Consider the following 22,449-nt stretch of genomic DNA (forward strand, 5'->3'; position numbering starts at 1 on the left):
GCGTTCGGTCACGCGGGTTTTGAGGGGTACTTCAAGCCTAAGAAATCCCTGGTCAGGCTGATGAAGCCGTCATGATCCGCTTAAATAGTGAACTCGTGTCCCAAGTAAACATCTTTCACTTGCTTGTTCTCGGCCACGTCTCTTGGGTTGCCAGAAGCAATGATGTGTCCCTCGCTGACGATGAAGGCGGTTTCGCAGATATCCAGGGTTTCTCGCACATTGTGGTCGGTGATCAGTACACCAATGCCGCGATCCCGCAGGTGGCGAATGATCTGCTTGATATCGTTGACCGAGATGGGGTCCACGCCAGCGAAGGGTTCGTCGAGCAGGACGAAGGCCGGATTGGTGGCCAGGGCGCGGGCGATTTCTACCCGACGGCGCTCGCCGCCGGACAGTGCCATACCCAGGCTGTCGCGGATATGGGTGATATGGAACTCCTCCAGCAGGGCCTCCAGCTGTTCCTTGCGCTGGACACGATTGAGGTCCTTGCGGGTTTCCAGGATGGCGAGGATATTGTCGGAAACGGACAGGCGACGGAACACCGATGCTTCCTGGGGGAGATAGCCAATGCCTTTGCGGGCGCGACCATGCATAGACAAGCCGGTGATGTCTTCGCTGTCGATCATGACTCGGCCGGCGTCCGCCTGCACGAGGCCTGCGATCATATAGAAACAGGTGGTTTTACCGGCGCCATTGGGGCCCAGTAGGCCTACAACCTGGCCACTGGAAACGCTCACGGATACATCCTGAACGACTTTGCGCTTCTTGTACTGCTTGGCGAGGTGTAACGCTTTTAGCGTCGGCATGGCAAATTCCAGTCTCCGCTGAGGCAGCTCCTGCTTCCTCAGCTTGGTGTGTACGATAAAAGTGTATGTCGGGCCCCGGGTGGTGCGGCTGGCTTACTGGCCGTTATCGGCTGCCTGTGGCTCCACTGGTGTCTGCGCCTCGGGCTTCCAGATCATCTCCACGCGTTTTTTCTCCGACTGGCCCTGTGCCTGCATTTGCTCGCTGTTGAGGTCGTAGTCGATGCGCTCGGCGGAGAGGGTGTTGCCGTCGCGATCGACCAGGGCTTCGCCAGTGAGCTTCAGGGCATCGCTGCTCACAAGAAACTCAATTCGTTTGGCGCGCGCCTTGACCGGGCTGGTGCTTTCTTCAACCTGCTGCTGGAAGTGTGCCGGGGCTCCAGTGGCGACGACTTTATTGATCTCGCCCTTGGCATTGCCGTGTACCTCCACACGATCTGCGCGTATCTGCAGTGACCCCTGGCTAATCACCACATTGCCGCTGTAAACAGACAGGTTCTTACTGCGGTTGGCTTCTAGTTTGTCGGCGGATACTTTCACCGGTTGCTCGCGATCATTTGGTAGCGCCTGAGCTTCGGCGGCAACCAGCAGGACGCCAAGGGCGGTGGCGCAAACTGCGCGGGTCACTGCCCGTAAGGCGGTGAGGTTGAGGGGCGCCTGCAGCCGATGGCGGGCGAAATTACTGGGCTTCATAAAGGCTTTCCACATCGGACAGAATTTCTACCTTGTCTTTTTCGAGATCGGCGCGCAGCCCGGTGCCGGTAGTGCGGTTGGGGCCGTCGGTAATGGTAACAACTTTGTCGGTCTCGGCGAATTCTTCACGGGGGCGGATCTCGATTTTCGGGGTGCTCAGGGTAATGCCGGGCTCCGGCAGCTCCCTGATGGATACATCTCCCTCCAGTACGACGCGCTGCCCGTTATTGTAGGCGACACCAGTGCGAGACTCCGTACGCCAGCGTGAGTCCTCGCCCTGGTAAAACATCATGCGAGGCTCGGTAAGGTCGGCACGATCGCGGCGGGCAAACTGGAAAAATGTGACGCGCTCGGCATCCACTTCGTACGCCAGGTTGCCCTCGATGTTGTAGTGGCGCGTGCGAGCGCCCCGGATGATGAGGTCCGCGGCCTTGTTGTGTTCCTGCTGGGTGGGGCGCTTGCCCATCAGCTGCTCCGGAGGGCTTTCGGTGAACCACAGCCCAAGCGAGATCAGCGTGACCACAATAACCAGTGGTAGCCAGGTGCGCATATATTGAGTGTTTCCTTGTGCCCTTGTGGCGACTTCCCGTTCAGCTTGTCAGTTAGGCGCCATCGTGAGAGCTTGGTTCCAATTTTTACCGGTAGCTTCTTTCGGGAGCGCTACGAGCTGCTTTTCGCCAGGTACGGGGCCAGGGCGGCTTCAAAGGTACCTTGGGCTTGCATAATGCGGTCGCACACCTCGCGCACGGCGCCCAGTCCACCGCTGCGTTTGGTGGTAAATAATGCCCTCTCTGCGACAGGTGGGGCGGCATCAGGGACGGCAATCGGGCAGCCCACACGGGTCATCAGCTGTAAATCCGGGTAGTCGTCGCCCATATAAGCGATATTTTCGAGATCGTAGGGCTCGTTCGCGAACAGCTCCAGAAATGCGCTGTATTTGTCTTCGCGGCCCTGAATCAATCGGGTAATGCCAAGGTCGTGCGCGCGCTTTTCTACTACGTTACTGCGCCTGCCGGTAATGATGGCGACGGCCACTCCCGACTTTTGCAGCATCTTGATGCCGTGTCCGTCCAGGGTGTGGAACGTCTTCAGCTCGTTACCATGGTTGTCGAAATACAGTCGGCCATCGGTCAGTACGCCGTCCACATCGAGAATCAGGTGGCGGACCCGGCTCAATTTCTTATGAATTTCCTGGTCGCTGGGCGCTGTGGTTGCATCGTTCAAGGTTGTTTTCCTTTATAGGTCCCGAAGCGTGTCAGATGACACCGGCGCGCAGTATATCGTGCATATGCAACAGGCCGACGGGGTGGTGCTCCGGATCCTCGACCACCAGAGCGGTGATCTTGTTGTCTTCCATAATGCGCAGCGCCTCGGCGGCCAGGGTTTGGGCGCTGACCGTTTTTGGCCTCCGGCTCATCACCTGGTCCATGGTGGCGCTGTCTAGCTCAAACTTCTGGTCGATGACCCGGCGCAGGTCGCCATCGGTAAACACTCCCAGAAGGTGTCCGCTACTATCAACCACGGTCGTCATGCCGAAGCCTTTGCTGGTCATTTCCAGCAGGGCTGTGGCCAGAGGGGTCTCGGGCGCGACTTGGGGTAACTCTTCGCCGGCGTGCATCACGTCCTCAACCTTGAGCAGCAGCTGGCGCCCCAAGGCTCCGCCGGGGTGAGAAAATGCAAAGTCTTCCGCGGTAAATCCACGAGCTTCCAGCAAGGCTACGGCCAGCGCATCTCCCATCACCAGGGTAACTGTGGTGGAGGACGTCGGAGCCAGATTCAGCGGGCAGGCCTCGGTATCCACCGCGATATCCAGGTTTACGTCGGCAGACTGTGCCAGAGGAGAGTCCGACTTGCCGGTCATGCTAATCAGCGGGATGCCGAGGCGCTTCAGTAGTGGTAAAAGCGTGAGCACTTCGGCGGATGAGCCGGAATTGGAGATGGCAATCACCAGATCCTGTCGGGTGATCATACCAAGGTCACCGTGGCTAGCTTCCCCCGGATGTACAAAGAAGCTGGGGGTGCCGGTGCTGGCCAGAGTTGCCGCAATCTTGCGGCCAATATGGCCGGACTTGCCCATGCCGGAAACGATTACCCGGCCCTTACAAGCCATGATCAGCTCGCAGGCCTTGCTGAAATCGTCACCAATTCGGGCTTCCAGGGCAGCTACTGCCGCAGTTTCCATGGCAATGGTGCGGCGTCCGGCCTGTATGATCAGATCTGTTCCCATGATATCTCTCGCTGGATGATCCGGGGCGGCGCCGTCGAACGAGGGGCGGCTGGCCGCGATAATTCAGTTCATTTTAGAAAAGCCTGGCTGACTGGTCTGGTCGCCTGTGCATTGTGCCGGGAGACGCGGTTCACGTTGCCTGTTAGGCAGCCGTTGTAGCCAGGTTTTGTGCCCGGCTGTGCTGGCTGCAGATAACGGCTTGAGCGCTTTACCGCAATCCGCTGCGTCTGGTGCTGACGTGCTAACCTTTTAATGTCGATCAGGGCCGGTGTGGATGTGGGCGCCTAGAGGTTTGCCGAGAATGCATTGCACGTTGGCGCAGCGAAAGTGACCCAGTGCCGCTTGTCCAAAACGCGGCCATGGTATAGTTTGCCGCCGCTAATGTCAGCTACCGAGACCGGCCAAGGGTTTAATCGAGGGCAGCATTTGAGGCTTGGGCCTGGTGGTGTCGCCCTGCGACCCGACTCGGCCTGTAAAGTCCTCCAGCGAAAATTTTCGGTATCGCCGCGACACTTTTATGTGTTGTGTGCATCCAAGGGACGAATTGCCAATGGGAGATATTCTGTGAGCGCACTCACCACAATCCTGAACCGCACCGCCAGCCGTCGGCTTTCGAGCAAGGCTCGGGTTCTGATTTCTGTATTTTTACTGTGTTGCATGTCGCCTTTCGCGTCTGCAGCACAGAACCCCTACGCCCTGATAGAAGGTGTCTCTAATGAGCTCCTGGGTGTGATTCGTAGCGAGGGGCAAAACGTCAATTCCAACCCCCAGCGCTACTACTCAGCGGTAGATCGTGTGCTGGCGCCTGTCGTGGACTTTGATTTTATCGCCCGCGGCGTTATGGGCAGCCATGCGAAGAAGGCGACCCCTGCCCAGCGCGCCAAATTCGCCAGTACTTTCCGTCGCGACCTGGTAGCAACCTTTGCCCGCGGTGTAGCCACCTTTGGCACTATGGATGTGAAAGTGGTGAATCCGGGCTCTGCGCCCAGCGGCAATCGCGTCAACGTGCTGCAGGAAGTCCGCAGTAAAGAGGGCGTAACCAAGGTTTCCTACACCCTGGTGCGCAACCGCAGTGGCCAGTGGAAGCTGATCAACGTGATTCTGAATGGCGTCAATCTGGGCAAGACCTTCCGCGGGCAGTTCTCACAAGCAATGCAGGCCAACGGTGGCGATATCGACAAGGTAATTGCCAGCTGGTCGGCGGCGGATCAGGTTAGCTGATTCTGCATCAATGAGAGTGGGCGCGGCTCGCCAGTGGCGGCTGCGCCAGTACCTGTATTCCGTTACACTTGCGCGCTTTTTTAACTCGACTGTATCTCCATCTATGCAACCAGATCAGATCAAAGCCCTGATAGAAGGGCAAATCCCCGGCAGCCAGGTCGAAGTGGCGTTTGAAGGCAGCCACCTGCAATTGACCGTTGTCAGCGAAGCATTCAGCGGCTTGAGCCGGCTCAAGAAGCAGCAGCTGGTATACGGCGCGCTGTCCGACAAAATTGCCGACGGCACCCTGCACGCCGTGCAGATGAAAACCCTGACACCTGAAGAGGCCGGCCAGTAATACGTAGGTATTACCGCTAGGCGATTGGAAACCAGACCGAATGGATAAGTTGATTATCGAAGGGGGCAGCCCCATCTCCGGAACCTTGAAAATTTCCGGAGCCAAGAACTCCGCGTTGCCGATTCTGGCGGCCACACTGCTGGCCGATGGCCCGGTGCAGATTCACAATCTGCCGCACCTGAACGATATCACCACCATGATCACCCTGCTTCGCTGCATGGGTACTGATGTCACTATCGATGAAAAGCTGGGGGTGGAGATTGACCCGCGCTCGGTAAACGAGCTGACGGCGCCCTATGAGCTGGTGAAAACCATGCGCGCTTCCATTCTTGTGCTTGGGCCGCTATTGGCTCGGCACGGAGTGGCCAACGTTTCTTTCCCTGGCGGATGTGCCATAGGCAGCCGCCCGGTGGATATCCACCTCAAGGGGCTGGAGGCCATGGGCGCGGAAATCACCATCGATGAGGGTTTCATCCGCGCGCGCAGTAATGGCCGCCTTAAAGGCGCCAATATCGTCATGGAAAAGGTCACTGTAGGCGGCACCGAAAACCTGCTGATGGCCGCGGCTCTGGCGGAGGGAACCACGGTACTGCACAACGCCGCGCGGGAGCCGGAGATTGTCGATCTGGCTGAATTCCTGATGGCGATGGGTGCCGAAATTGAAGGTGCAGGCACTGACACTATTCGTGTGCACGGGGTGTCGCGCCTGAATCCCTGTTCATTCACCGTGATGCCGGATCGCATCGAGACCGGTACTTTCCTGGCCGCCGCCGCGGCAGCCCGTGGCAAGGTCCGCCTGACCCATACCCGCGCAGATATCCTCGATGCGGTACTGGTCAAGTTTGAAGAGGCTGGCGCCAATCTTAGTATCGGTGATAACTGGATTGAGCTGGATATGAAGGGCAATCGCCCGAAGGCGGTCAGTTTCCGCACTGCGCCTTACCCGGCTTTCCCAACCGATATGCAGTCCCAGTTCACCGCTATGAATGCCGTGGCGGAAGGGAAGGGGACCGTGGTTGAGACGATTTTTGAGAACCGCCTGATCCAGGTGCATGAACTGAACCGGATGGGGGCGAATATCGTCCTAGAGGGTAATACCGCCATCGTGACCGGGGTGGAAAAGCTCAAGGGGGCGCCGGTGATGGCATCGGATCTGCGCGCTTCTGCCAGCCTGGTCATCGCTGGCATGGTTGCCGAAGGCACCACCACGGTAGATCGTATTTATCATATTGACCGCGGCTACGAGTGCATCGAGGAAAAGTTGCAGCAGTTGGGGGCAAATATTCGCCGGGTGCCTGGCTGATCCTACTGTGAGTGGGGGGATGGCTGGTGCTTAGCTGGTCTTGCTAGATGTTTCTCTACTAGATTTATGCTCGTTTTGTATTGGCGCAGGATTCCGTGAGGCGATAAGCTTCCGGGATTAGGGAAAGTTGCCATCATCTTCAGGCCCGGCTTTTGCCGGGCTTTTCAGATAATCATAATCGTTATGCAGATCACTATAGCCCTGACCAAGGGGCGAATTCTCAAGGAAACGCTGCCGCTGTTGGCTGCGGCCGGCCTAGAGCCGCTGGAAGATATCGCCAAGAGTCGCAAGCTCATATTCCAAACCAACCAGGAGAATGTGCGCCTGCTGGTTTTGCGTGGATCGGATGTGCCCACTTACGTGCAGCATGGCGCAGCGGATATGGGGGTTGCTGGCAAGGACAATCTGCTGGAGCACGACGACAGCAATCTCTATGAGCCTCTGGATCTGAATATCGCCCGGTGTCGCCTGATGACGGCAGGCATCAAGGGCGCCCCATTGCCCAGTGGGCGAATCAAGGTGGCGACCAAGTTTGTGCAGTCCGCAAAACGCTACTATGCGGCCCAGGGGCGCCAGGCGGATATCATCAAGTTATACGGTGCGATGGAGCTGGCACCGCTGATGGATCTGGCCGATGAAATTGTGGATATCGTGGATACCGGCAATACCCTGAAAGCCAATGGGCTGGAAGCGCGGGATCAAATTGCCGATATCAGCAGCCGACTTATCGTCAATAAGGCTTCCATGAAAATGAAATACACCGCGATCAATGCGCTGATCGAGCAGTTGGCGCAAGCGGTAGAGGCTAGGAAGGCCGGCTGAGCTGTTCCGGGCTCACCGGTCCATTGCTGAAGTTATTATTGCGCTTATTTTCGAATTCCCGAATACCTGTCGATCGAACACTATGAGTGATTTTTCCATTCGCCGGCTGGATGCCGGTAGCCCGGAGTTTTCCGCTGACCTGGACCGTTTGCTGGCCTGGGAATCTGTTGCCGATCATCGGGTTGAAGCCGCTGTCGCGGATATTCTGCAGCAGGTGAAGGCGCGCGGTGATGCGGCGGTGATCGAATTTACTAATCGCTTCGATCGTCGCAATCTCGAAATTGCTGCAGAGTTCTGTCTGGGTGCCGATGCGTTACAGGCGGCTTTAAAGCGTATTCCAGCGGATAGCCGTAATGCCTTGCAGGCCGCCGCTGGCCGGGTACGGGAGTATCACGAACACCAGCTGCAGTCTTCCTGGCAATACCAGGAAGCAGATGGGACCATTCTTGGCCAGCAGATTACCCCCATGGAGCGCGTCGGTATCTATGTCCCCGGTGGCAAGGCCAGCTATCCGTCTTCGGTGTTGATGAATGCGATCCCGGCGAAGGTGGCGGGGGTTGATGAAATACAGATGGTAGTGCCGGCCCCGGACGGCCAGCTCAATGATCTGGTGCTTGCAGCTGCGGCGATCGCCGGTGTGGACAAGGTATTTACCATTGGCGGCGCCCAGGCAGTAGCTGCGCTCGCCTATGGTACGGATACGATTGCGCGGGTCGACAAGATTGTGGGCCCGGGTAATATTTTTGTGGCTTCAGCCAAGCGTGCGGTTTTCGGGCAGGTTGCCATTGATATGATCGCCGGCCCTTCAGAGATTCTGGTGATCTGCGATGGTGAGACAGATCCGGACTGGATCGCCATGGACCTTCTGTCGCAAGCGGAGCACGACGAGCAGGCGCAGTCGATCCTCTTGTGCCCGGATGCCGCGTTCCTGAGCGCTGTGGAAGCTGCGCTTGAGAGACTGCTCGAAGAGCTTCCGCGGGCGTCGATTGCCAGCCGCTCCATTGCGGACCGCGGTGCTTTGATCCTGGTTCGGGACATTGAGCAGGCGATCGAAGTTTCCAACCGAATTGCACCGGAGCACCTTGAGGTTTCGGTGGATCAGCCCGAGCGGTACCTGCCACGCATTCGCCACGCTGGAGCCATTTTTCTCGGGCGCTATACCGCCGAAGCGCTTGGGGACTACTGTGCAGGCCCCAATCACGTCCTGCCAACCAGTGGTACTGCGAGATTTTCATCGCCGTTGGGTGTTTACGATTTCCAGAAGCGCAGCTCGATCATTTACTGCTCAGAGCAGGGGGCTGACCAGCTTGGTCGCATCGCATCGACGCTGGCGCGAGGAGAGGGGCTGGACGCGCACGCCCGCTCGGCAGAATACCGGGTGAAAGGTAGTCGGAACTGAAGGCTGCTGAGAGGAGTGGGGCAGGTGACGCGGTGCGCGATCTCCTGCGTCAATCTTCAGCTTGCTGCTCGGGCGCTTCAGAGACTCTGGTCTGCGTGGTGATGCTTTTCCCGTTGCGTATATAAGTTATGCTAACGACTTCGCCGGGACGCAGCATGGCCATGGCGGCCAAGCCGTGGTTGCCATCATTGATCGGATCTGAGTTGATGTGGGTGATCACATCTCCAGGTTTCAAGCCCGCCTGGTGTGCCGGTCCCTGGTTGTGGATGTGGGTTACGAGTACCCCATTGGTCGACGCCAGGTTGAACGCACGCGCTAAATCTTCGGTGAGTGGGTCTGCGTAGACTCCCAGCCACCCGGGTACTACCCGCCCGAACTCAATCAGATCCTGCATGACTTTGAGGGCGATATTCGCCGGAATCGCGAAGCTAACGCTGGGCACGGTCTGGTTTAGTGCTGACGTGGTATTGATACCGAGTAACCGGCCGTGGGCATCCACAAGCGCACCGCCAGAGTTGCCGGGGTTGATGGCCGCATCGGTTTGCAGGAAGTTTTGTAGAAGGCTGCCCCCGCCAGTGTTCCCCAGATCCCGGTCTGTCGCACTGATGATGCCCTGGGTTACCGTCTGGCCAATGCCGAACGGGTTGCCGATCGCCAACACTACATCCCCCACCTGCGCCTTGTCTGGTTCACCCACTTCGATGGCTGTCAGGTTGGGGAGGTCAATCTCGAGAACGGCGAGATCAAAGCGGTCGTCAGAACCCACCAGCTCCGCCTGGGCCTCACGCCCATCCGCTAGTAGGACGGTAATTTGTTCTGCGCCTGAGATAACGTGGAAGTTGGTCAGAATATACCCTGTTTCGTTCACGATGACGCCCGAGCCCAGGTTTTGTCGCAAGCGCTCCCGCTGCAGCGGGGTCATTCTTTTCAGGTAATAGCGGAACAGCGGATGGTTAGCCATTGGAAGGTTGCGTAGGGGTCTCCTGCTGTACACATTAACCACCGCCGGGCCCGCGAGATTGACTGCGCTGGCGTAGGATATTGGGCCTTGAGAGTTGGCAGCGGTTGGTACCCTGTCGCTCTGTCCCTGCAGGTGAGGGAACAACAGTAGCAGCGCGGCTGCGACCGCGAGTCCAATAAGGGCTGGAATAGCCCAGTCTTGCAGGAAACGTTGTAATGACACCGGGGGCTCCTTGATTTGCGGTCATTATACGTCTTTGAGCTCTTCTGTCCTTCCAAGAGTTCCCATTGCTTCAAGAGGTTGTGCTTGGTCCCGGCAGAGGAATCCGTATAATGTTGCGCTCAAAATTCGGTCCGAAATTGCATTAACCTCAGGAGTACCCAATGTCCCTGGTTCGTCCACACGGCAGTGCCGAGCTGCAGCCCCGTTTCGTTTACGACAGTGAGCGCCATCATCAGCTCATGCAGGAGGCAGAGTCCCTGCCGTCCATCGTGGTCAGTTCTGCTGCCGCTGCCAACGCAGTCATGCTGGGTGCTGGTTACTTCAACCCGCTGCAAGGCTATATGAATCTGGCAGACACCCTGAGTGTGGCGGAATCCCTGCACACAGTGGATGGCCTGTTCTGGCCGGTGCCGGTGGTGAATATGGTGGAGGACACCTCCGCGATTGCTGGTGCCAAGCGCATTGCGCTGCGTGATCCCAACGTCGACGGCAATCCTGTTCTGGCGGTGATGGACGTAGAGGCGATCGAGGCGGTATCCGATGAGCAGGTGAACACCATCGCCGAGCTTGTATTCGGTACCCTGGATGACAAACACCCTGGTGTGGCTACCTTCAATAGCGCCGGCCGTCAGTTGATTTCCGGCTCGATCGAAGTATTGAACTTTAGCTATTTCCAGGCGGACTTCCCGGATACCTTCCGTACTGCAGTGGAAATTCGCAATGAATTTGTCGAGCACGGCTGGAACAAGGTCGTGGCATTCCAGACTCGCAACCCAATGCACCGTGCTCACGAAGAGCTGTGCAAGATGGCGCTGGATGCGGTTGAGGCCGACGGGGTACTGATTCACATGCTGCTGGGTAAGCTGAAGCCGGGCGATATCCCCGCTAATGTCCGCGATGCAGCAATTCGTAAGATGGTGGAAGATTACTTCCCCGAAAACACCGTAATGGTTACCGGTTACGGCTTTGACATGCTGTATGCTGGTCCGCGCGAGGCCGTTTTACACGCAGTATTCCGTCAGAACTGTGGTTGTAGCCACCTGATTGTCGGCCGCGATCACGCGGGCGTTGGTGATTACTACGGTGCATTTGATGCACAGACCATTTTCGATGAAAAAGTACCTGAGGGTGCACTGGAGATCGAAATTTTCCGTGCAGACCACACCGCTTATTCCAAGAAGCTGAACAAGGTTGTGATGATGCGCGATGTGCCAGATCACTCCAAAGAGGACTTTATCCTGCTGTCTGGTACCAAGGTGCGCGAGATGTTGGGTAATGGTATTGCGCCGCCTCCGGAGTTTTCACGCCCGGAAGTTGCGCAGATTCTGATGGATTACTATCAGAGCCTGTAAAGTGCCAGAAGCTTCAAGCTCTGACACGGATTGGTCAGACACAAAAAAGGCGGGGATGGCCCCGCCTTTTTTTGTGCCTGCCGGCTAATTGAAGGGCCTGCGGTCAGCGATTAACTGCTGTTTCCGAGGAGGGGGCAACCGCAGGCGACGGGGCTTGCACCTCTTTTTCCAGGCCGAACTCCTCGGAGAGTGTACCCTTTGAGCCGGGCTCTTTCGGTGCCCAATCGCGCGGCGGGAATACGCTCAGATTTTCGTCGTTGTCGCTCAGCTGACCGCTACCGGCCTCCAGCATCTGGCGGCCTATGTCCTGGCTGGACAGGCGCATGGCACTATTGGCCAAATATTCATGAACATCTCTGTAGCTTTGGGTCAGGTTGTGAACCAGTTGGGATGTTTGGTCAAAATGCTCGTTCACCTGTACCTGGAAGTCCTCCAGTTTGGTGTTGGCTTCTTTCAGGCGCAATTCCAGCTCCTGGGTGCGATCGATGTTCTGGCGGCCGCGTGTCGCGAGGAAGGCCAGCAGGGCTCCCAGGGCCAGGCCGACGACGCCGACCAGAATTAATACTGAAGTTGAGTGCACGTTACATCCTCCTCAAGATAAGTTGTGGCACCAGCCATCCGTGACGGTGCCCCCATTATACGCAAATCCACCGGTCATGCCCTGCTGTGGTTTGTGCCAAGTCGTGACGGATTTGGTAAAGTGCGCGCCGCCTGGCCGAGTTCCGGCCTTTCTTGTTGGTGTTTGGCGACATGTTGCCTATCACGGTCCTGGCAGAGACGCCTGCCGGTTGCGGTTGTTGATATAAATTTCTCTGAACGGTTTTGATTGGATGGTCACGGAACAGCCTCTATCTGAATTCTCGCGTTTGTCTCCAATGGAGAGGTACCAGCGAGACCTCAAGCGCCCTGACTTTGTAGAAGATCCGGCGCAAATGGCTGCGGTGCAAGAGTTGCAGGATCTTTACGAGCGCCTGCTGGCGGCCCAGAGTGGCTCTGCCAGTGTGTTGCGTCGCCTGCAGCGCTTTTGGAGGCGGGACGGTGGGCCGGAAAAGGGGCTTTATTTCTGGGGTGGTGTCGGCCGCGGCAAAACCTATCTGATGGATGCGTTTTTTGAGGCCCTACCGTTCGAAAAGAAGCAGCGGACCCATTTCCACCGGTTTATGCGCGACGTGCACCGGCAGCTGCGGACGCTGGCAGGGGAGAAGAATCCGCTGGAGAAGGTGGCGGACCGCATTGCAGGCAAGGCGCGGGTATTGTGCTTCGATGAGTTCTTTGTGTCGGATATCACTGATGCCATGATTCTGGCCAACCTGTTGCGGGCCCTGTTTGAGCGCGGCGTCACGCTGGTTGCCACGTCAAACATTGTTCCCGAAGGACTATATAAGGATGGGCTGCAACGTGCCCGTTTCCTGCCGGCTATTGATCTGCTGCTTGAGCACACCAAGGTGGTCAACGTGGACAATGGTGTGGATTACAGGCTGCGGGCGCTGGAGATGGCGGAGCTTTACCATAGCCCCCTGGATGCCGGGGCGGACAAGAGCCTGGCCCGCTCCTTCGCTAGCCTGATGGTGGAAGGGTGTGAGGTCCGGGAGTTGGTGACCCTGGATATCGAGGGGCGTCCGATTGTTGCCAGCAAGGTGGCGGACGATGTGGCCTGGTTTGAATTTGCGGAGCTGTGTGACGGCCCCAGGTCGCAGAACGATTACATCGAGCTCGCCCGGGAGTTCCACACGGTGCTGCTGGCCAATGTGCCGCAGATGGATGTGCGGATGGAGAGTCAGGCGCGTCGCTTCATTAATCTGGTCGACGAGTTCTATGACCGCCGCGTCAAGTTGGTGGTGTCGGCTGCAGAACCGATCGAGTCGCTGTACAGCGGGCGGCAGCTTAAGTTCGAGTTCGACCGAACCATGAGCCGCTTGCAGGAGATGCAGTCGCGTGAGTATCTGGCGCGGCCCCATCGGCCGGAATAGCCGGCGTTCGGTGCCTGCTCAGCTGGTTATATATCGGTCAATTTTTGCTTGAAAAGCCCTGGGCGCTTATGTAGTATTCGCGCTCTTTTCGTGGGACGGCCCCCATTTCGGGAGCCATATACAGGTGTTTTATAACATGAAGACTTACAGTGCCAAGCCGGAAGCGGTTACTCGCGACTGGTACATTGTTGACGCTGCGGACAAGACTCTCGGCCGTATTTCCGCCGAGATCGCCCACCGCCTGCGCGGCAAGCACAAGCCTGAATACACGCCCCACGTGGACACCGGTGATTACATCGTAGTAATCAACGCCGAGAAGGTTCGCGTGACCGGCAACAAGGCCAAAGACAAGATCTACCACAGCCACTCCGGCTACCCCGGTGGTCTTAAATCCATCAGCTTTGAGAAGCTGATCGACAAGGCGCCTGAGCGCACTATTCAAAGTGCTGTGAAAGGCATGCTCCCGAAGGGCCCTCTGGGTCGCGCCATGTTCAAGAAATTGAAGGTGTACAAGGGTAGCGAACATCCTCATGCGGCCCAGCAGCCGATTGAACTGTCGATCTAAACGGAATCATTCTCATGGCAACTACTCAATACTACGGTACCGGCCGCCGCAAGACCTCCACCGCTCGTGTATTCATCGCGCAGGGTGAAGGTAAAATCAGCGTCAACGGTCGCTCCCTGGACGAATACTTCGGCCGCGAAGTGGCACGCATGATCGTGCGTCAGCCGCTGGAAATGGTCGACATGGTCGAAAAATTCGACATCAACGTTACTGTGAAGGGCGGCGGTTCCTTCGGTCAGGCGGGTGCTATCCGTCACGGCCTGACTCGCGCTCTCATGCAGTACGACGAGTCTCTGCGTCAGCCGCTGCGTGCAGCCGGCTACGTAACTCGCGACGCTCGCGCCGTTGAGCGTAAGAAAGTCGGTCTGCGCAAAGCGCGTAAGAAGCCGCAATTCTCCAAGCGTTAAGCGAGAATTTCTCGATTTATTTGCCCGGCAATTGCCGGGCTTTTTTTTGCCTGCGGCGGTTTCTACGCGCGATGCTGCAGGTCTGGATTGTATAAAATGCCGCCAGTTCGCTGCGAGGTTGCCGATGTTCCCTTCCGGTTTCGCCTTGTATCGATTTGGCATTTTCTTTAACATTGCGCGAATTTCTATCCGCTTGCACTTGGGGTTTGGCCACTTTGTTCTATGGTCAAGCGAGCGGGCCATTTGTAGGGGAGTTTCTGTAGTAAGTCTCTGATTTTGCAGTAGTGAGTCGTTTGCTGCTGTGCGGGTGCCCTGTTCTATCTGGTTTTCAACCACTAGGCAGCGCCGTCGCTACTACTCGCGGTATGCCCTGATACACCGCTGGTTTGGGTAGCGTGGCTTTATTACGGAAGGTTGTCAGAATTTTTTTTGGGTTTGGGCCAGTCAGCTTCGCGCTTGCTTTGCAGTAAGTGATGGGGCGCTGTGATGGGAGAACTACGTCATGAGTGATGACGGTGTAAATGTGGGGCGTCGTCGATTCCTGACCGCGGCCACCTCTGTAGTAGGTGGTGCTGGTGCGGTGGGAGTTGCAGTACCTTTTGTCGCTTCCTGGAATCCGAGTGCCAAGGCGAAGGCCGCCGGCGCGCCGGTCAAATATAATATCGGCAAGCTGGAGCCGGGCCAGATGGTGACCGTCGAGTGGCGTGGCAAGCCCGTATACGTGGTACGCCGTACCCAGGAGGCTTTGGATAACCTGTCTAAAGTTGCTCCTTTCCTGCGTGACCCTGAGTCTCAGGAGTCCAAGCAGCCGGGATATGTGAATCCTGAAAACCGCGCGATCAAGCCTCAGACCCTGGTTCTTGTAGGCCTGTGTACCCATCTGGGTTGCGCTCCCATGTTCCGCCCGGAAGTCGGTACTGCCGACCTCGGTGGCGACCAGTGGATGGGCGGATTCTTTTGTGCCTGTCACGGTTCCAAATACGATATGGCCGGGCGTGTCTATACCGGCGTACCTGCACCTCTGAACCTGGAAGTGCCCCCTTACTCCTACGAGGGTGACGACGTAATCGTAATTGGCGTAGATCAGGAGGGCAGCGCATGAACTGGCTAACCGCACTGGGTGATTGGGTCGACCAGCGTCTGCCAATCTATCGCGCGTGGGATACCCATATGGGTAAATACTACGCGCCGAAAAACTTCAATCTTTGGTACTTCTTCGGCGTTCTTTCCATGCTGGTTCTGGTGAACCAGCTGCTGACCGGTATCTGGCTGGTCATGAGCTACAGCCCCACCGCAGAAGGCGCGTTTGCCTCTGTGGAATACATCATGCGCGATGTAGAGATGGGGTGGATCATCCGTTACTTGCACTCCACAGGCGCCTCGGCGTTTTTTGTTGTGGTGTACCTGCACATGTTCCGTGGGTTGATGTATGGCTCGTACAAGCCACCGCGCGAGCTGGTGTGGATTTTCGGGATGTGTATCTACCTGGTGCTGATGGCCGAAGCCTTCATGGGCTATGTGCTGCCGTGGGGCCAGATGTCCTACTGGGGCGCGCAGGTTATTGTTTCCCTGTTTGGCGCTATCCCGGGTATCGGTGAAGACCTGGTGCAATGGATTCGTGGTGACTACCTGATTTCCGGCATTACGCTTACGCGCTTCTTCTCTCTGCACGTAATTGCACTACCGCTGGTTCTGGTGCTGCTCGTCGTACTGCACATTCTTGCGCTGCACGAAGTGGGCTCCAACAACCCCGACGGTATCGACATCAAGAAGAACAAAGATGAGAACGGCGTACCGCTGGACGGCGTAGCCTTCCATCCTTACTACACCGTGCACGACCTGGTTGGCATCGCAGTATTCTTGTTTGCTTTCTGCGTGGTGGTGTTCTTCTTCCCGGAGATGGGTGGTTTCTTCCTTGAGTACGCCAACTTTGAAGAGGCGAACCCGCTGAAGACGCCCGAGCATATCGCGCCGGTGTGGTACTTCACCCCGTTCTATGCGGTTCTGCGTGCGGTGACCATTGATATTGGTCCGCTGACGGCGAAGTTCCTTGGCCTTGTGGCTATGGGTGCGGCTATTGCCATCCTGTTTGTGCTGCCGTGGCTCGACAAGAGCCCGGTACGCTCCATTCGTTACAAGGGCTGGCTGCCGAAAGTGCTGCTGATGGTGTTCGCTGCGATCTTCATTATCCTGGGTTACCTGGGTGTGAAATCTCCGACGCCTGGACGTAACTTCCTGGCGCAGGTCGCAACCCTGTTCTATTTCGCCTTCTTCGTTACCATGCCGATCTGGACTAATCCGACTACCCGCAAGGGGCTGGCGTCCTGGATTGTGAGCGGCATTTTCGGTGTTTTGTTCCTGTGGATGGCGGTGGTGAACTTCAAAGCGAGCCTGTTCGTGTTCGCCATGTCCATGGTATTCGCGGTGTTCTTTGCGGTTCTGCCCTGGCTGACCGCTCGCGATGAGGTACACCCGGAGCCGGCACGCGTGACCAGCCCGTCTGGAAGCAAGACGTTCATCGTGCTGTTCGCCGGTATTATTTCGGTTCTGCTGCTGACGTTTATTCCGATCAAGGCGGTGGGTGCAGCAAGTTCCGTTGAGCTGGATTACATCAATACGGATCTCACCGACAAACCATCACTGCAGCGCGGCGCAAAGTACTTTGTGAACTACTGCATGGGGTGTCACAGCGCCAACTTTTCCCGCTGGGAGCGAGTTGCCACTGATCTGGACATCCCCAACGAGCTGATGACGCAGAACCTGGTGTTGGGAGACGACAAAATTGGAGATCTGATGCAGATCTCCATGCGCCCTGAAGACTCCAAGACCTGGTTTGGCGCCACTCCGCCGGATCTGACCCTGGTTGCACGGGCTCGCTCTCCGGAATGGCTGTACACTTACCTGCGCAGCTTTTACAAGGATGACAGTCGTCCGCTGGGCGTTAACAACAAGGTATTCCCCAATGTGGGTATGCCCCATGTTCTGATGGAGCTACAGGGGCTGCCGGAATGTGCGCCTGGCCCCAAGCGTGATCACGGCAAGGTGGCACGCGACGAAATGGGTAATGCCATCATGGATGCGGACTGCGGCAGCCTGAAAGTGGGCAGCGTAAAAGGCTCTATGGATGACGTTCAGTACGATCAGGCGGTATACGATCTGGTGAATTTCATGGAGTACATCGCTGAGCCTATGGCTGAGACCCGCAAGAACATCGGCTTTTACGTGCTGGCGTTTATTCTGGTGTTCTTTGTCTTTGCCTGGTTGCTGAATCGCGAATACTGGAAAGACATTCACCACTGAGTGTCAGGCAAACAGATTTCCCGGGTGGTGGGCCGCCGGTATACCGGTATTGGCCCTACCGCCCGTTTTCCGTTTTGACCATCTTTCGTTTTTGAATGGGCCGGATTCACCGGCCAGTAGATTGAGGTAGTTCCACAATGGGTGTGCCGACCAACAAGCGCTCCTCCATGACCTTCTTTTCCGATGGTCGTTGTCATTTCAGCCACCGGGTACGGATCGTCCTGGCGGAAAAAGGGGTCTCCGTAGACATTATTGATGTTGATCCCGACGATAAGCCTGCAGAGCTGGCGGACCTCAACCCGTACAACTCCCTGCCGACCCTCGTAGATCGCGACCTGGTGTTGTTCGAGACCAAGGTGATGATGGAGTACCTGGACGAGCGCTTCCCGCACCCGCCGCTGCTGCCGGTGTACCCGGTAGCGCGTGCGCAGAGTCGCCAGATCATGCATCGTATCGAGCGAGACTGGTGTCCGCTGGTGGATAAGATCCTCGCTGGCGGCAAAGATGTGGCTGCAGCTCGCAAAGAATTGCGCGACAGCCTGGTCGGGATTGCCCCGATGTTTACCGACCTGCCGTACTTCTTCAATGAAGAGTTCTCTCTGGTGGACTGCTGTATGGCGCCGCTGCTGTGGCGCCTGGATCAGCTCGAAATTGCGCTGCCCAAAACCAAGCAGGCCAAACCGCTGCTGGACTATATGGACCGACTGTTTGCCCGCGAAGCATTCCAGCAGAGCCTGACCGAGTTTGAGCGCGAAATGCGCTCCTGAGGTGCTGATTGAATAAACCGCCGATGAACTCTAATCGCCCGTATTTGTTGCGGGCGTTTTACGAGTGGATCACTGACAACAAGTGCACCCCGTATCTGTTGGTGGACACCCATCTGAATGGTGTGCTCGTTCCCCAACAGCATGTGAACGAAGACGGGCAGATTGTTCTGAATGTCTCTGAAACTGCAGTGATGGGGCTGACCATGGACAACTACGCCATCCGCTTCAATGCGCGTTTTGGCGGAGTGCCCACGGATATTCAGGTACCCGTCGGTGCCGTCGTCGGGATCTATGCCCGCGAAAATGGACAGGGAATGGTGTTCGAGCCCGAGGAGACTCCGGAACCCCCGGAGCCCACGCCGCCAACGACCCTAAAAAAGCCCTCCAAAAAGCCGTCCCTGCGGGTGGTTAAGTAATCTGTCTCCACGGCACATGAGCCCCGGTTTCTACCGGGGTTCGCGTTGCCACTCCTTTTTGCTTCCCGAAAAATCGGCGTAGCCCTTCTTTTTATCGTCCCTGGACGCCACTGGCGTAAAAAATGACGCCTTATTCCTGTTATTGATTGGTGAATTGGCGACGGCCTTCCGATACTGCAATCAAGCGGTGCGCAGGAGGACCCTAGTGAAATTACTCAGCCATACAATCGGTATTTTTACCAACCCAGATAAAGAGTGGCAGTCAATCCGATCAGACAAGCATTCATTTGTGCAGGTCTTTCTAAGTCATGTCCCGATCCTGGCACTTATCCCGGTAGTGTCGGGCTATATTGGCGTGACTCAGGTGGGATTCCGTATCGGGGAAAATGTTGAAAAGTTGACACCATCCAGCGCCCTGACGCTGGCTGTGATCACGTATTTTGCGATCCTGTTTGGTGTGTATATCTTTGGTGAGTTCATCAATTGGATGGCCAAGTCGTTCCGGGTGCCAGGGGATGAAGAGACCCGCCACTATGAGGGTACCGCGCTTGCGGTGTTTGCGACGACGCCAATATTCCTGGTGGGGTTTGTCGGGTTGTATCCCAGCCTATGGTTGAACGCCGGGGTGACACTGCTGGCCACCTGTTATTCGGTCTACCTGATTTACGAGGGGATACCGATCCTGATGAACATTGATAAGGAGAGGGCCTTCGTATATGCGTCGTCGGTAGTGACGGTTGGGCTGGTTCTTTTGGTTACGGTGCGTATTGGTACCGTTATCCTCTGGGGTATGGGAGTGGGGCCCGTTTACCAGAATATTTGATGAGAAACCCGCAGGGAGCCCCCCACCGCGCCTGTTTTCTGCGGCAGTGTGATGGGGGTGGTGCAGCGGGGCATAGAGAAAACATAGAGAAAAGCCGGCACAATTGCCGGCTTTCTTGTTTGCGTGTCTCGACTGAAACAGGTTTATGCCCAGGGCTGCTAGGAGCTGCCACGGGTTTGCATACTATGCCGACTGCACGTCAGCTACGGGCATCGATTCCGTGGCTTTTGGGTTGGTGGACGGAAGCACTGGCGGCATAGGGCAGTCCAGGCAGTCGGCGATCGCCCTGAGTAACTCAATCTCCGAGCCTTCCACCACCCCGTCATGAGCGAGGGTCACCACCAGCGCTTTCAGAAACGCCGGTTTCTTGAGTGGCGCGGTATCCGCTGCAATCACGAGGGCTTTGTCGAGTCGCTGCAGGGTAATATCTGAACGGGTAGGGAGGGGAGTGGGGGAAGCCCCCAATTGTTTCAGGCCTGCCTCGAAAGCACGCTTTGCAGCCAGGTAGTCGCTATTCCCGGCGTGGGCCATTGTCGCCAGCAGGAATCGCTGGGCGTCCGCAATAGCCTTGCTTGTGCCGCTGGTTACCTTGCGTTGAACATCGGGCTTTGGCTCCAGTCCGTGCACCAGAACGCGGTAAAGCGCCCACTCCCAGATCTCTACCTTGCCATCTGCTCGCAACAGCTTGATCACGTTGCGTTTGAAAATCTGATACTGCTGCGGTGCCAGTGCCTTGAGAGCAGGAATACTAAGGTCGAGCAGCGGTAGCCGACACTCGAGTGGCAATCGCGCAAGCGACGGTTCAAGTTTATTGAATTCCCTCAGCACCGCGGGGTGTGCAGAGCGCGTCAGAATATCCCGCTGAATTTGCTGCTGCTCGTCTTCTCGTTGCTGGGGAGCTATTAAGAGCCCGTATACCAATGCCCGGGCGGCAAACGGGTCGTGCGCGGCCGACTTCAGGTCCGCGGGAACACGGGACAGCAGGCTGCGCCCCAGCTCCAGCTGATCCGCTGATGGCGCTGCGATGTTGTTATTAACGGTTTCCAGTACCTGATCAAGGCGTGCCTGATAGGGAGTGCCTGCGTCGCTCGCCGAGCCGGCGGCATAGGTTTCTGCCTCATGAAGACTGGATATGTGTATATCGTTTCCTGAGGTCGCAGCGCTGCCAATCGCTGATCCGGCCTGCGAGGGCGATGTCACTTGCGCGCCGAATCCCTTCCAGCCTGGATCCAGGCGGGTGATCCGGGCCGTGAGAGGCGGGTGAGTGGCAAAGAAACCCAGCAGGGAATGCTTGAGACTACTGGCGAAATACATATGGCTGAATTCGCTCGCATTGGCTGCCTGCAGATTGGAGCCAGGGGCGTGGTTGCCGATCTTTTTCAGCGCACCGGCGATACCCTGGTTGCTTCGCGTGAACTGGACCGCGGATGCGTCTGCCAGGTATTCCCGCTGGCGGCTGACCGCAGACTTGATCAGGTTGCCGAAAAAGGTCCCGGTGTAGCCGATTACCAGCAGTCCAGCACCAATCCCGAATACCGCCGCTCGCCCTCGGTTGTCGCGTCCTCCAAAATGGCTTCCGCGCAACAGCCAGCTACCCAGCAGGCCGATGATCAGGATCCCGTGCAACAGCCCGACGATACGAATATTTAGGCGCATGTCGCCGTTGAAAATGTGGCTGAACTCGTGCGCTACAACCCCCTGGAGCTGTTCTCTGCTGAGCTGCTCGATACAGCCGCGAGTGAGCCCCACTACTGCATCCGAAGGCTTGTAGCCCGCGGCAAAGGCATTGATGGCACTGTCCTCAATGATATAGACGTCGGGCACCGGGGTGCCTGATGCCAGGGCCATCTCTTCCACTACATTGAGAGCGCGCTGCTCGGCGAGCCCTTCCGGGGCTAGGTTGATTTTTTTGCCGCCCAGCGACTCCGCGACTGCACGACCGCCCGCCGCCAGCTGGCGCAGGCGGAAAAAGCTGGCAATGGCAATAATTGCGGTAATGGTCACCGCGATAGTCGCCACCGTATCCCAGCCCAGCCCACCGATCATCTGCACCAGTGATGCCGAGCCCTGGCCGCGGGAATAGTGGGTGAGAAGGGCGATAAACAGCGTGGTAATGGCGATCAGCCCGAGCACAGCGACAGCGAACAGCGCCACCAGCAGAGTGGAGTTACGGCGGGCCTTGTCTTGATATTCAAAAAAATTCATGGCTGCACGTCAGAACTGGACTTTGGGAGCTGCCTGAAAAACCTCTGAGTCGGCGAACTCGAGCAGCTTGCCGTTCTCGCGATGGCCAAAAAAGCCGGCAAAGAATACCGGGGGGAAGCTCTGGCGGAAGGTGTTGTAGGCGGTCACGCCATCGTTAAATGCCTGACGCGCAAACGAGACCTTGTTTTCGGTGCTGGTCAGTTCTTCCATCACCTGCTGTACCGTCTGGTTGGCCTTAAGGTCCGGGTAGGCTTCCATTACCACGTTGAGGCGGCCCAGCGCATTCGCGAGTACACCTTCCGCATTACCCAGGTCGGCCATGGCAGCGGCGGAGCCCGGATTGCTGGAAGCGGCCTTGAGGCCGGCGAGCGCGGAGTTGCGGGCGCTGATTACCGCTTCAAGGGTTTCCCGCTCGTGCTTAAGATAGGCCTTGGCGGATTCCACCAGGTTGGGGATCAGGTCATAGCGGCGCTTCAGCTGCACTTCGATCTGCGCAAATGCGTTTTCATAGCGGTTCTTCAGGGAAACCAGTTTGTTGTAGATGCTGATGACGTAAAACACCAGTGCGGCCAGAACCACCAGCCAGACGACGGTTGAAACTTCCATTGATTCTCTTCTTCCTGTTGTGAAAAGTCAGTCTTGTTGATTCGGAAGGG

General features: G+C 57.1%; 23 protein-coding genes. 14 read left to right on the plus strand and 9 right to left on the minus strand.

The window, feature by feature from the left end:
- Window positions 1-80: 80 nt before the first annotated feature.
- From lptB to LC059_RS02380, 5 genes are all read right to left on the minus strand, one after another.
- On the minus strand, window positions 81-806 hold the full coding sequence (lptB, locus tag LC059_RS02360; protein ID WP_226702224.1) for an LPS export ABC transporter ATP-binding protein: 726 nt from the start codon (window positions 804-806) through the stop codon (window positions 81-83).
- 93 nt (window positions 807-899) lie between these two features.
- Window positions 900-1,496 (minus strand): lipopolysaccharide transport periplasmic protein LptA, encoded by a 597-nt coding sequence (gene lptA / locus LC059_RS02365; RefSeq protein WP_226702225.1) that lies wholly within the window; start codon window positions 1,494-1,496, stop codon window positions 900-902.
- The gene (gene lptC / locus LC059_RS02370; protein ID WP_226702226.1) at window positions 1,483-2,046 is read right to left on the minus strand and encodes an LPS export ABC transporter periplasmic protein LptC; all 564 of its coding nucleotides are present in this window, start codon (window positions 2,044-2,046) and stop codon (window positions 1,483-1,485) included. Before lptC ends, lptA begins: the two co-directional genes overlap by 14 nt.
- Before the next feature lie 110 nt (window positions 2,047-2,156).
- Window positions 2,157-2,720 (minus strand): KdsC family phosphatase, encoded by a 564-nt coding sequence (locus LC059_RS02375; protein ID WP_226702227.1) that lies wholly within the window; start codon window positions 2,718-2,720, stop codon window positions 2,157-2,159.
- 31 nt (window positions 2,721-2,751) lie between these two features.
- Window positions 2,752-3,723, minus strand: coding sequence for a KpsF/GutQ family sugar-phosphate isomerase (locus LC059_RS02380; RefSeq protein WP_226702228.1), 972 nt, complete (start codon window positions 3,721-3,723; stop codon window positions 2,752-2,754).
- 564 nt (window positions 3,724-4,287) lie between these two features.
- Between LC059_RS02380 and LC059_RS02385 the strand changes: the two genes are divergently transcribed.
- The 5 genes from LC059_RS02385 to hisD all read left to right on the plus strand — a co-directional run bounded on the left by LC059_RS02385 (window position 4,288) and on the right by hisD (window position 8,805).
- Window positions 4,288-4,944: a phospholipid-binding protein MlaC gene (locus LC059_RS02385; RefSeq protein WP_226702229.1), complete on the plus strand. Its 657-nt coding sequence runs from the start codon at window positions 4,288-4,290 to the stop codon at window positions 4,942-4,944.
- Window positions 4,945-5,047: 103 nt separating this feature from the next.
- On the plus strand, window positions 5,048-5,281 hold the full coding sequence (locus LC059_RS02390; RefSeq protein ID WP_226702230.1) for a BolA family protein: 234 nt from the start codon (window positions 5,048-5,050) through the stop codon (window positions 5,279-5,281).
- A 40-nt stretch (window positions 5,282-5,321) separates the two neighbouring features.
- Window positions 5,322-6,584 (plus strand): UDP-N-acetylglucosamine 1-carboxyvinyltransferase, encoded by a 1,263-nt coding sequence (gene murA / locus LC059_RS02395; protein WP_226702231.1) that lies wholly within the window; start codon window positions 5,322-5,324, stop codon window positions 6,582-6,584.
- A gap of 183 nt (window positions 6,585-6,767) precedes the next feature.
- Window positions 6,768-7,406: an ATP phosphoribosyltransferase gene (hisG, locus tag LC059_RS02400; RefSeq protein WP_226702232.1), complete on the plus strand. Its 639-nt coding sequence runs from the start codon at window positions 6,768-6,770 to the stop codon at window positions 7,404-7,406.
- Window positions 7,407-7,488: 82 nt separating this feature from the next.
- On the plus strand, window positions 7,489-8,805 hold the full coding sequence (gene hisD / locus LC059_RS02405) for a histidinol dehydrogenase (protein WP_226702233.1): 1,317 nt from the start codon (window positions 7,489-7,491) through the stop codon (window positions 8,803-8,805).
- Between the two features lie 49 nt (window positions 8,806-8,854).
- Here hisD and LC059_RS02410 read toward each other — a convergent pair whose 3' ends face one another.
- Window positions 8,855-9,766, minus strand: coding sequence for a S1C family serine protease (locus LC059_RS02410; protein ID WP_226702234.1), 912 nt, complete (start codon window positions 9,764-9,766; stop codon window positions 8,855-8,857).
- Between the two features lie 383 nt (window positions 9,767-10,149).
- Here LC059_RS02410 and sat point away from each other — a divergent pair, with 383 nt between their 5' ends.
- Complete coding sequence (gene sat, locus LC059_RS02415) at window positions 10,150-11,340, plus strand: sulfate adenylyltransferase (RefSeq protein WP_226702235.1); 1,191 nt, start codon at window positions 10,150-10,152, stop codon at window positions 11,338-11,340.
- A gap of 103 nt (window positions 11,341-11,443) precedes the next feature.
- On the opposite strand, the gene LC059_RS02420 is transcribed toward sat, so the two are convergent.
- On the minus strand, window positions 11,444-11,920 hold the full coding sequence (locus LC059_RS02420) for a YhcB family protein (RefSeq protein WP_226702236.1): 477 nt from the start codon (window positions 11,918-11,920) through the stop codon (window positions 11,444-11,446).
- Between the two features lie 286 nt (window positions 11,921-12,206).
- Here LC059_RS02420 and zapE point away from each other — a divergent pair, with 286 nt between their 5' ends.
- From zapE to LC059_RS02460, 8 genes are all read left to right on the plus strand, one after another.
- Window positions 12,207-13,310, plus strand: coding sequence for a cell division protein ZapE (zapE, locus tag LC059_RS02425; protein WP_319005081.1), 1,104 nt, complete (start codon window positions 12,207-12,209; stop codon window positions 13,308-13,310).
- Between the two features lie 136 nt (window positions 13,311-13,446).
- A complete protein-coding gene (gene rplM / locus LC059_RS02430) occupies window positions 13,447-13,875 on the plus strand; it encodes a 50S ribosomal protein L13 (protein WP_010132512.1) in 429 nt (142 codons plus the stop codon).
- Between the two features lie 14 nt (window positions 13,876-13,889).
- The gene (rpsI, locus tag LC059_RS02435) at window positions 13,890-14,282 is read left to right on the plus strand and encodes a 30S ribosomal protein S9 (RefSeq protein ID WP_043317418.1); all 393 of its coding nucleotides are present in this window, start codon (window positions 13,890-13,892) and stop codon (window positions 14,280-14,282) included.
- Window positions 14,283-14,784: 502 nt separating this feature from the next.
- A complete protein-coding gene (petA, locus tag LC059_RS02440) occupies window positions 14,785-15,384 on the plus strand; it encodes a ubiquinol-cytochrome c reductase iron-sulfur subunit (protein ID WP_226702238.1) in 600 nt (199 codons plus the stop codon).
- On the plus strand, window positions 15,381-17,582 hold the full coding sequence (locus LC059_RS02445) for a ubiquinol-cytochrome c reductase (protein ID WP_226702239.1): 2,202 nt from the start codon (window positions 15,381-15,383) through the stop codon (window positions 17,580-17,582). The genes petA and LC059_RS02445 overlap by 4 nt, the downstream gene beginning before the upstream one ends.
- A 137-nt stretch (window positions 17,583-17,719) precedes the next feature.
- Window positions 17,720-18,349 (plus strand): glutathione S-transferase N-terminal domain-containing protein, encoded by a 630-nt coding sequence (locus LC059_RS02450; RefSeq protein WP_226702240.1) that lies wholly within the window; start codon window positions 17,720-17,722, stop codon window positions 18,347-18,349.
- Window positions 18,350-18,372: 23 nt separating this feature from the next.
- On the plus strand, window positions 18,373-18,765 hold the full coding sequence (locus LC059_RS02455) for a ClpXP protease specificity-enhancing factor (protein WP_226702241.1): 393 nt from the start codon (window positions 18,373-18,375) through the stop codon (window positions 18,763-18,765).
- Window positions 18,766-18,970: 205 nt separating this feature from the next.
- Window positions 18,971-19,588, plus strand: coding sequence for a Yip1 family protein (locus tag LC059_RS02460; protein WP_226702242.1), 618 nt, complete (start codon window positions 18,971-18,973; stop codon window positions 19,586-19,588).
- 183 nt (window positions 19,589-19,771) lie between these two features.
- Here the strand turns inward: LC059_RS02460 and LC059_RS02465 are convergent, their stop codons facing one another.
- Window positions 19,772-21,793, minus strand: coding sequence for a M48 family metalloprotease (locus tag LC059_RS02465; protein WP_226702243.1), 2,022 nt, complete (start codon window positions 21,791-21,793; stop codon window positions 19,772-19,774).
- A gap of 9 nt (window positions 21,794-21,802) precedes the next feature.
- Complete coding sequence (locus LC059_RS02470; RefSeq protein ID WP_226702244.1) at window positions 21,803-22,399, minus strand: LemA family protein; 597 nt, start codon at window positions 22,397-22,399, stop codon at window positions 21,803-21,805.
- Window positions 22,400-22,449: the final 50 nt, after the last annotated feature.

Source organism: Microbulbifer elongatus, assembly GCF_020524885.1.
Classification (GTDB): Bacteria; Pseudomonadota; Gammaproteobacteria; order Pseudomonadales; family Cellvibrionaceae; genus Microbulbifer; species Microbulbifer elongatus_A.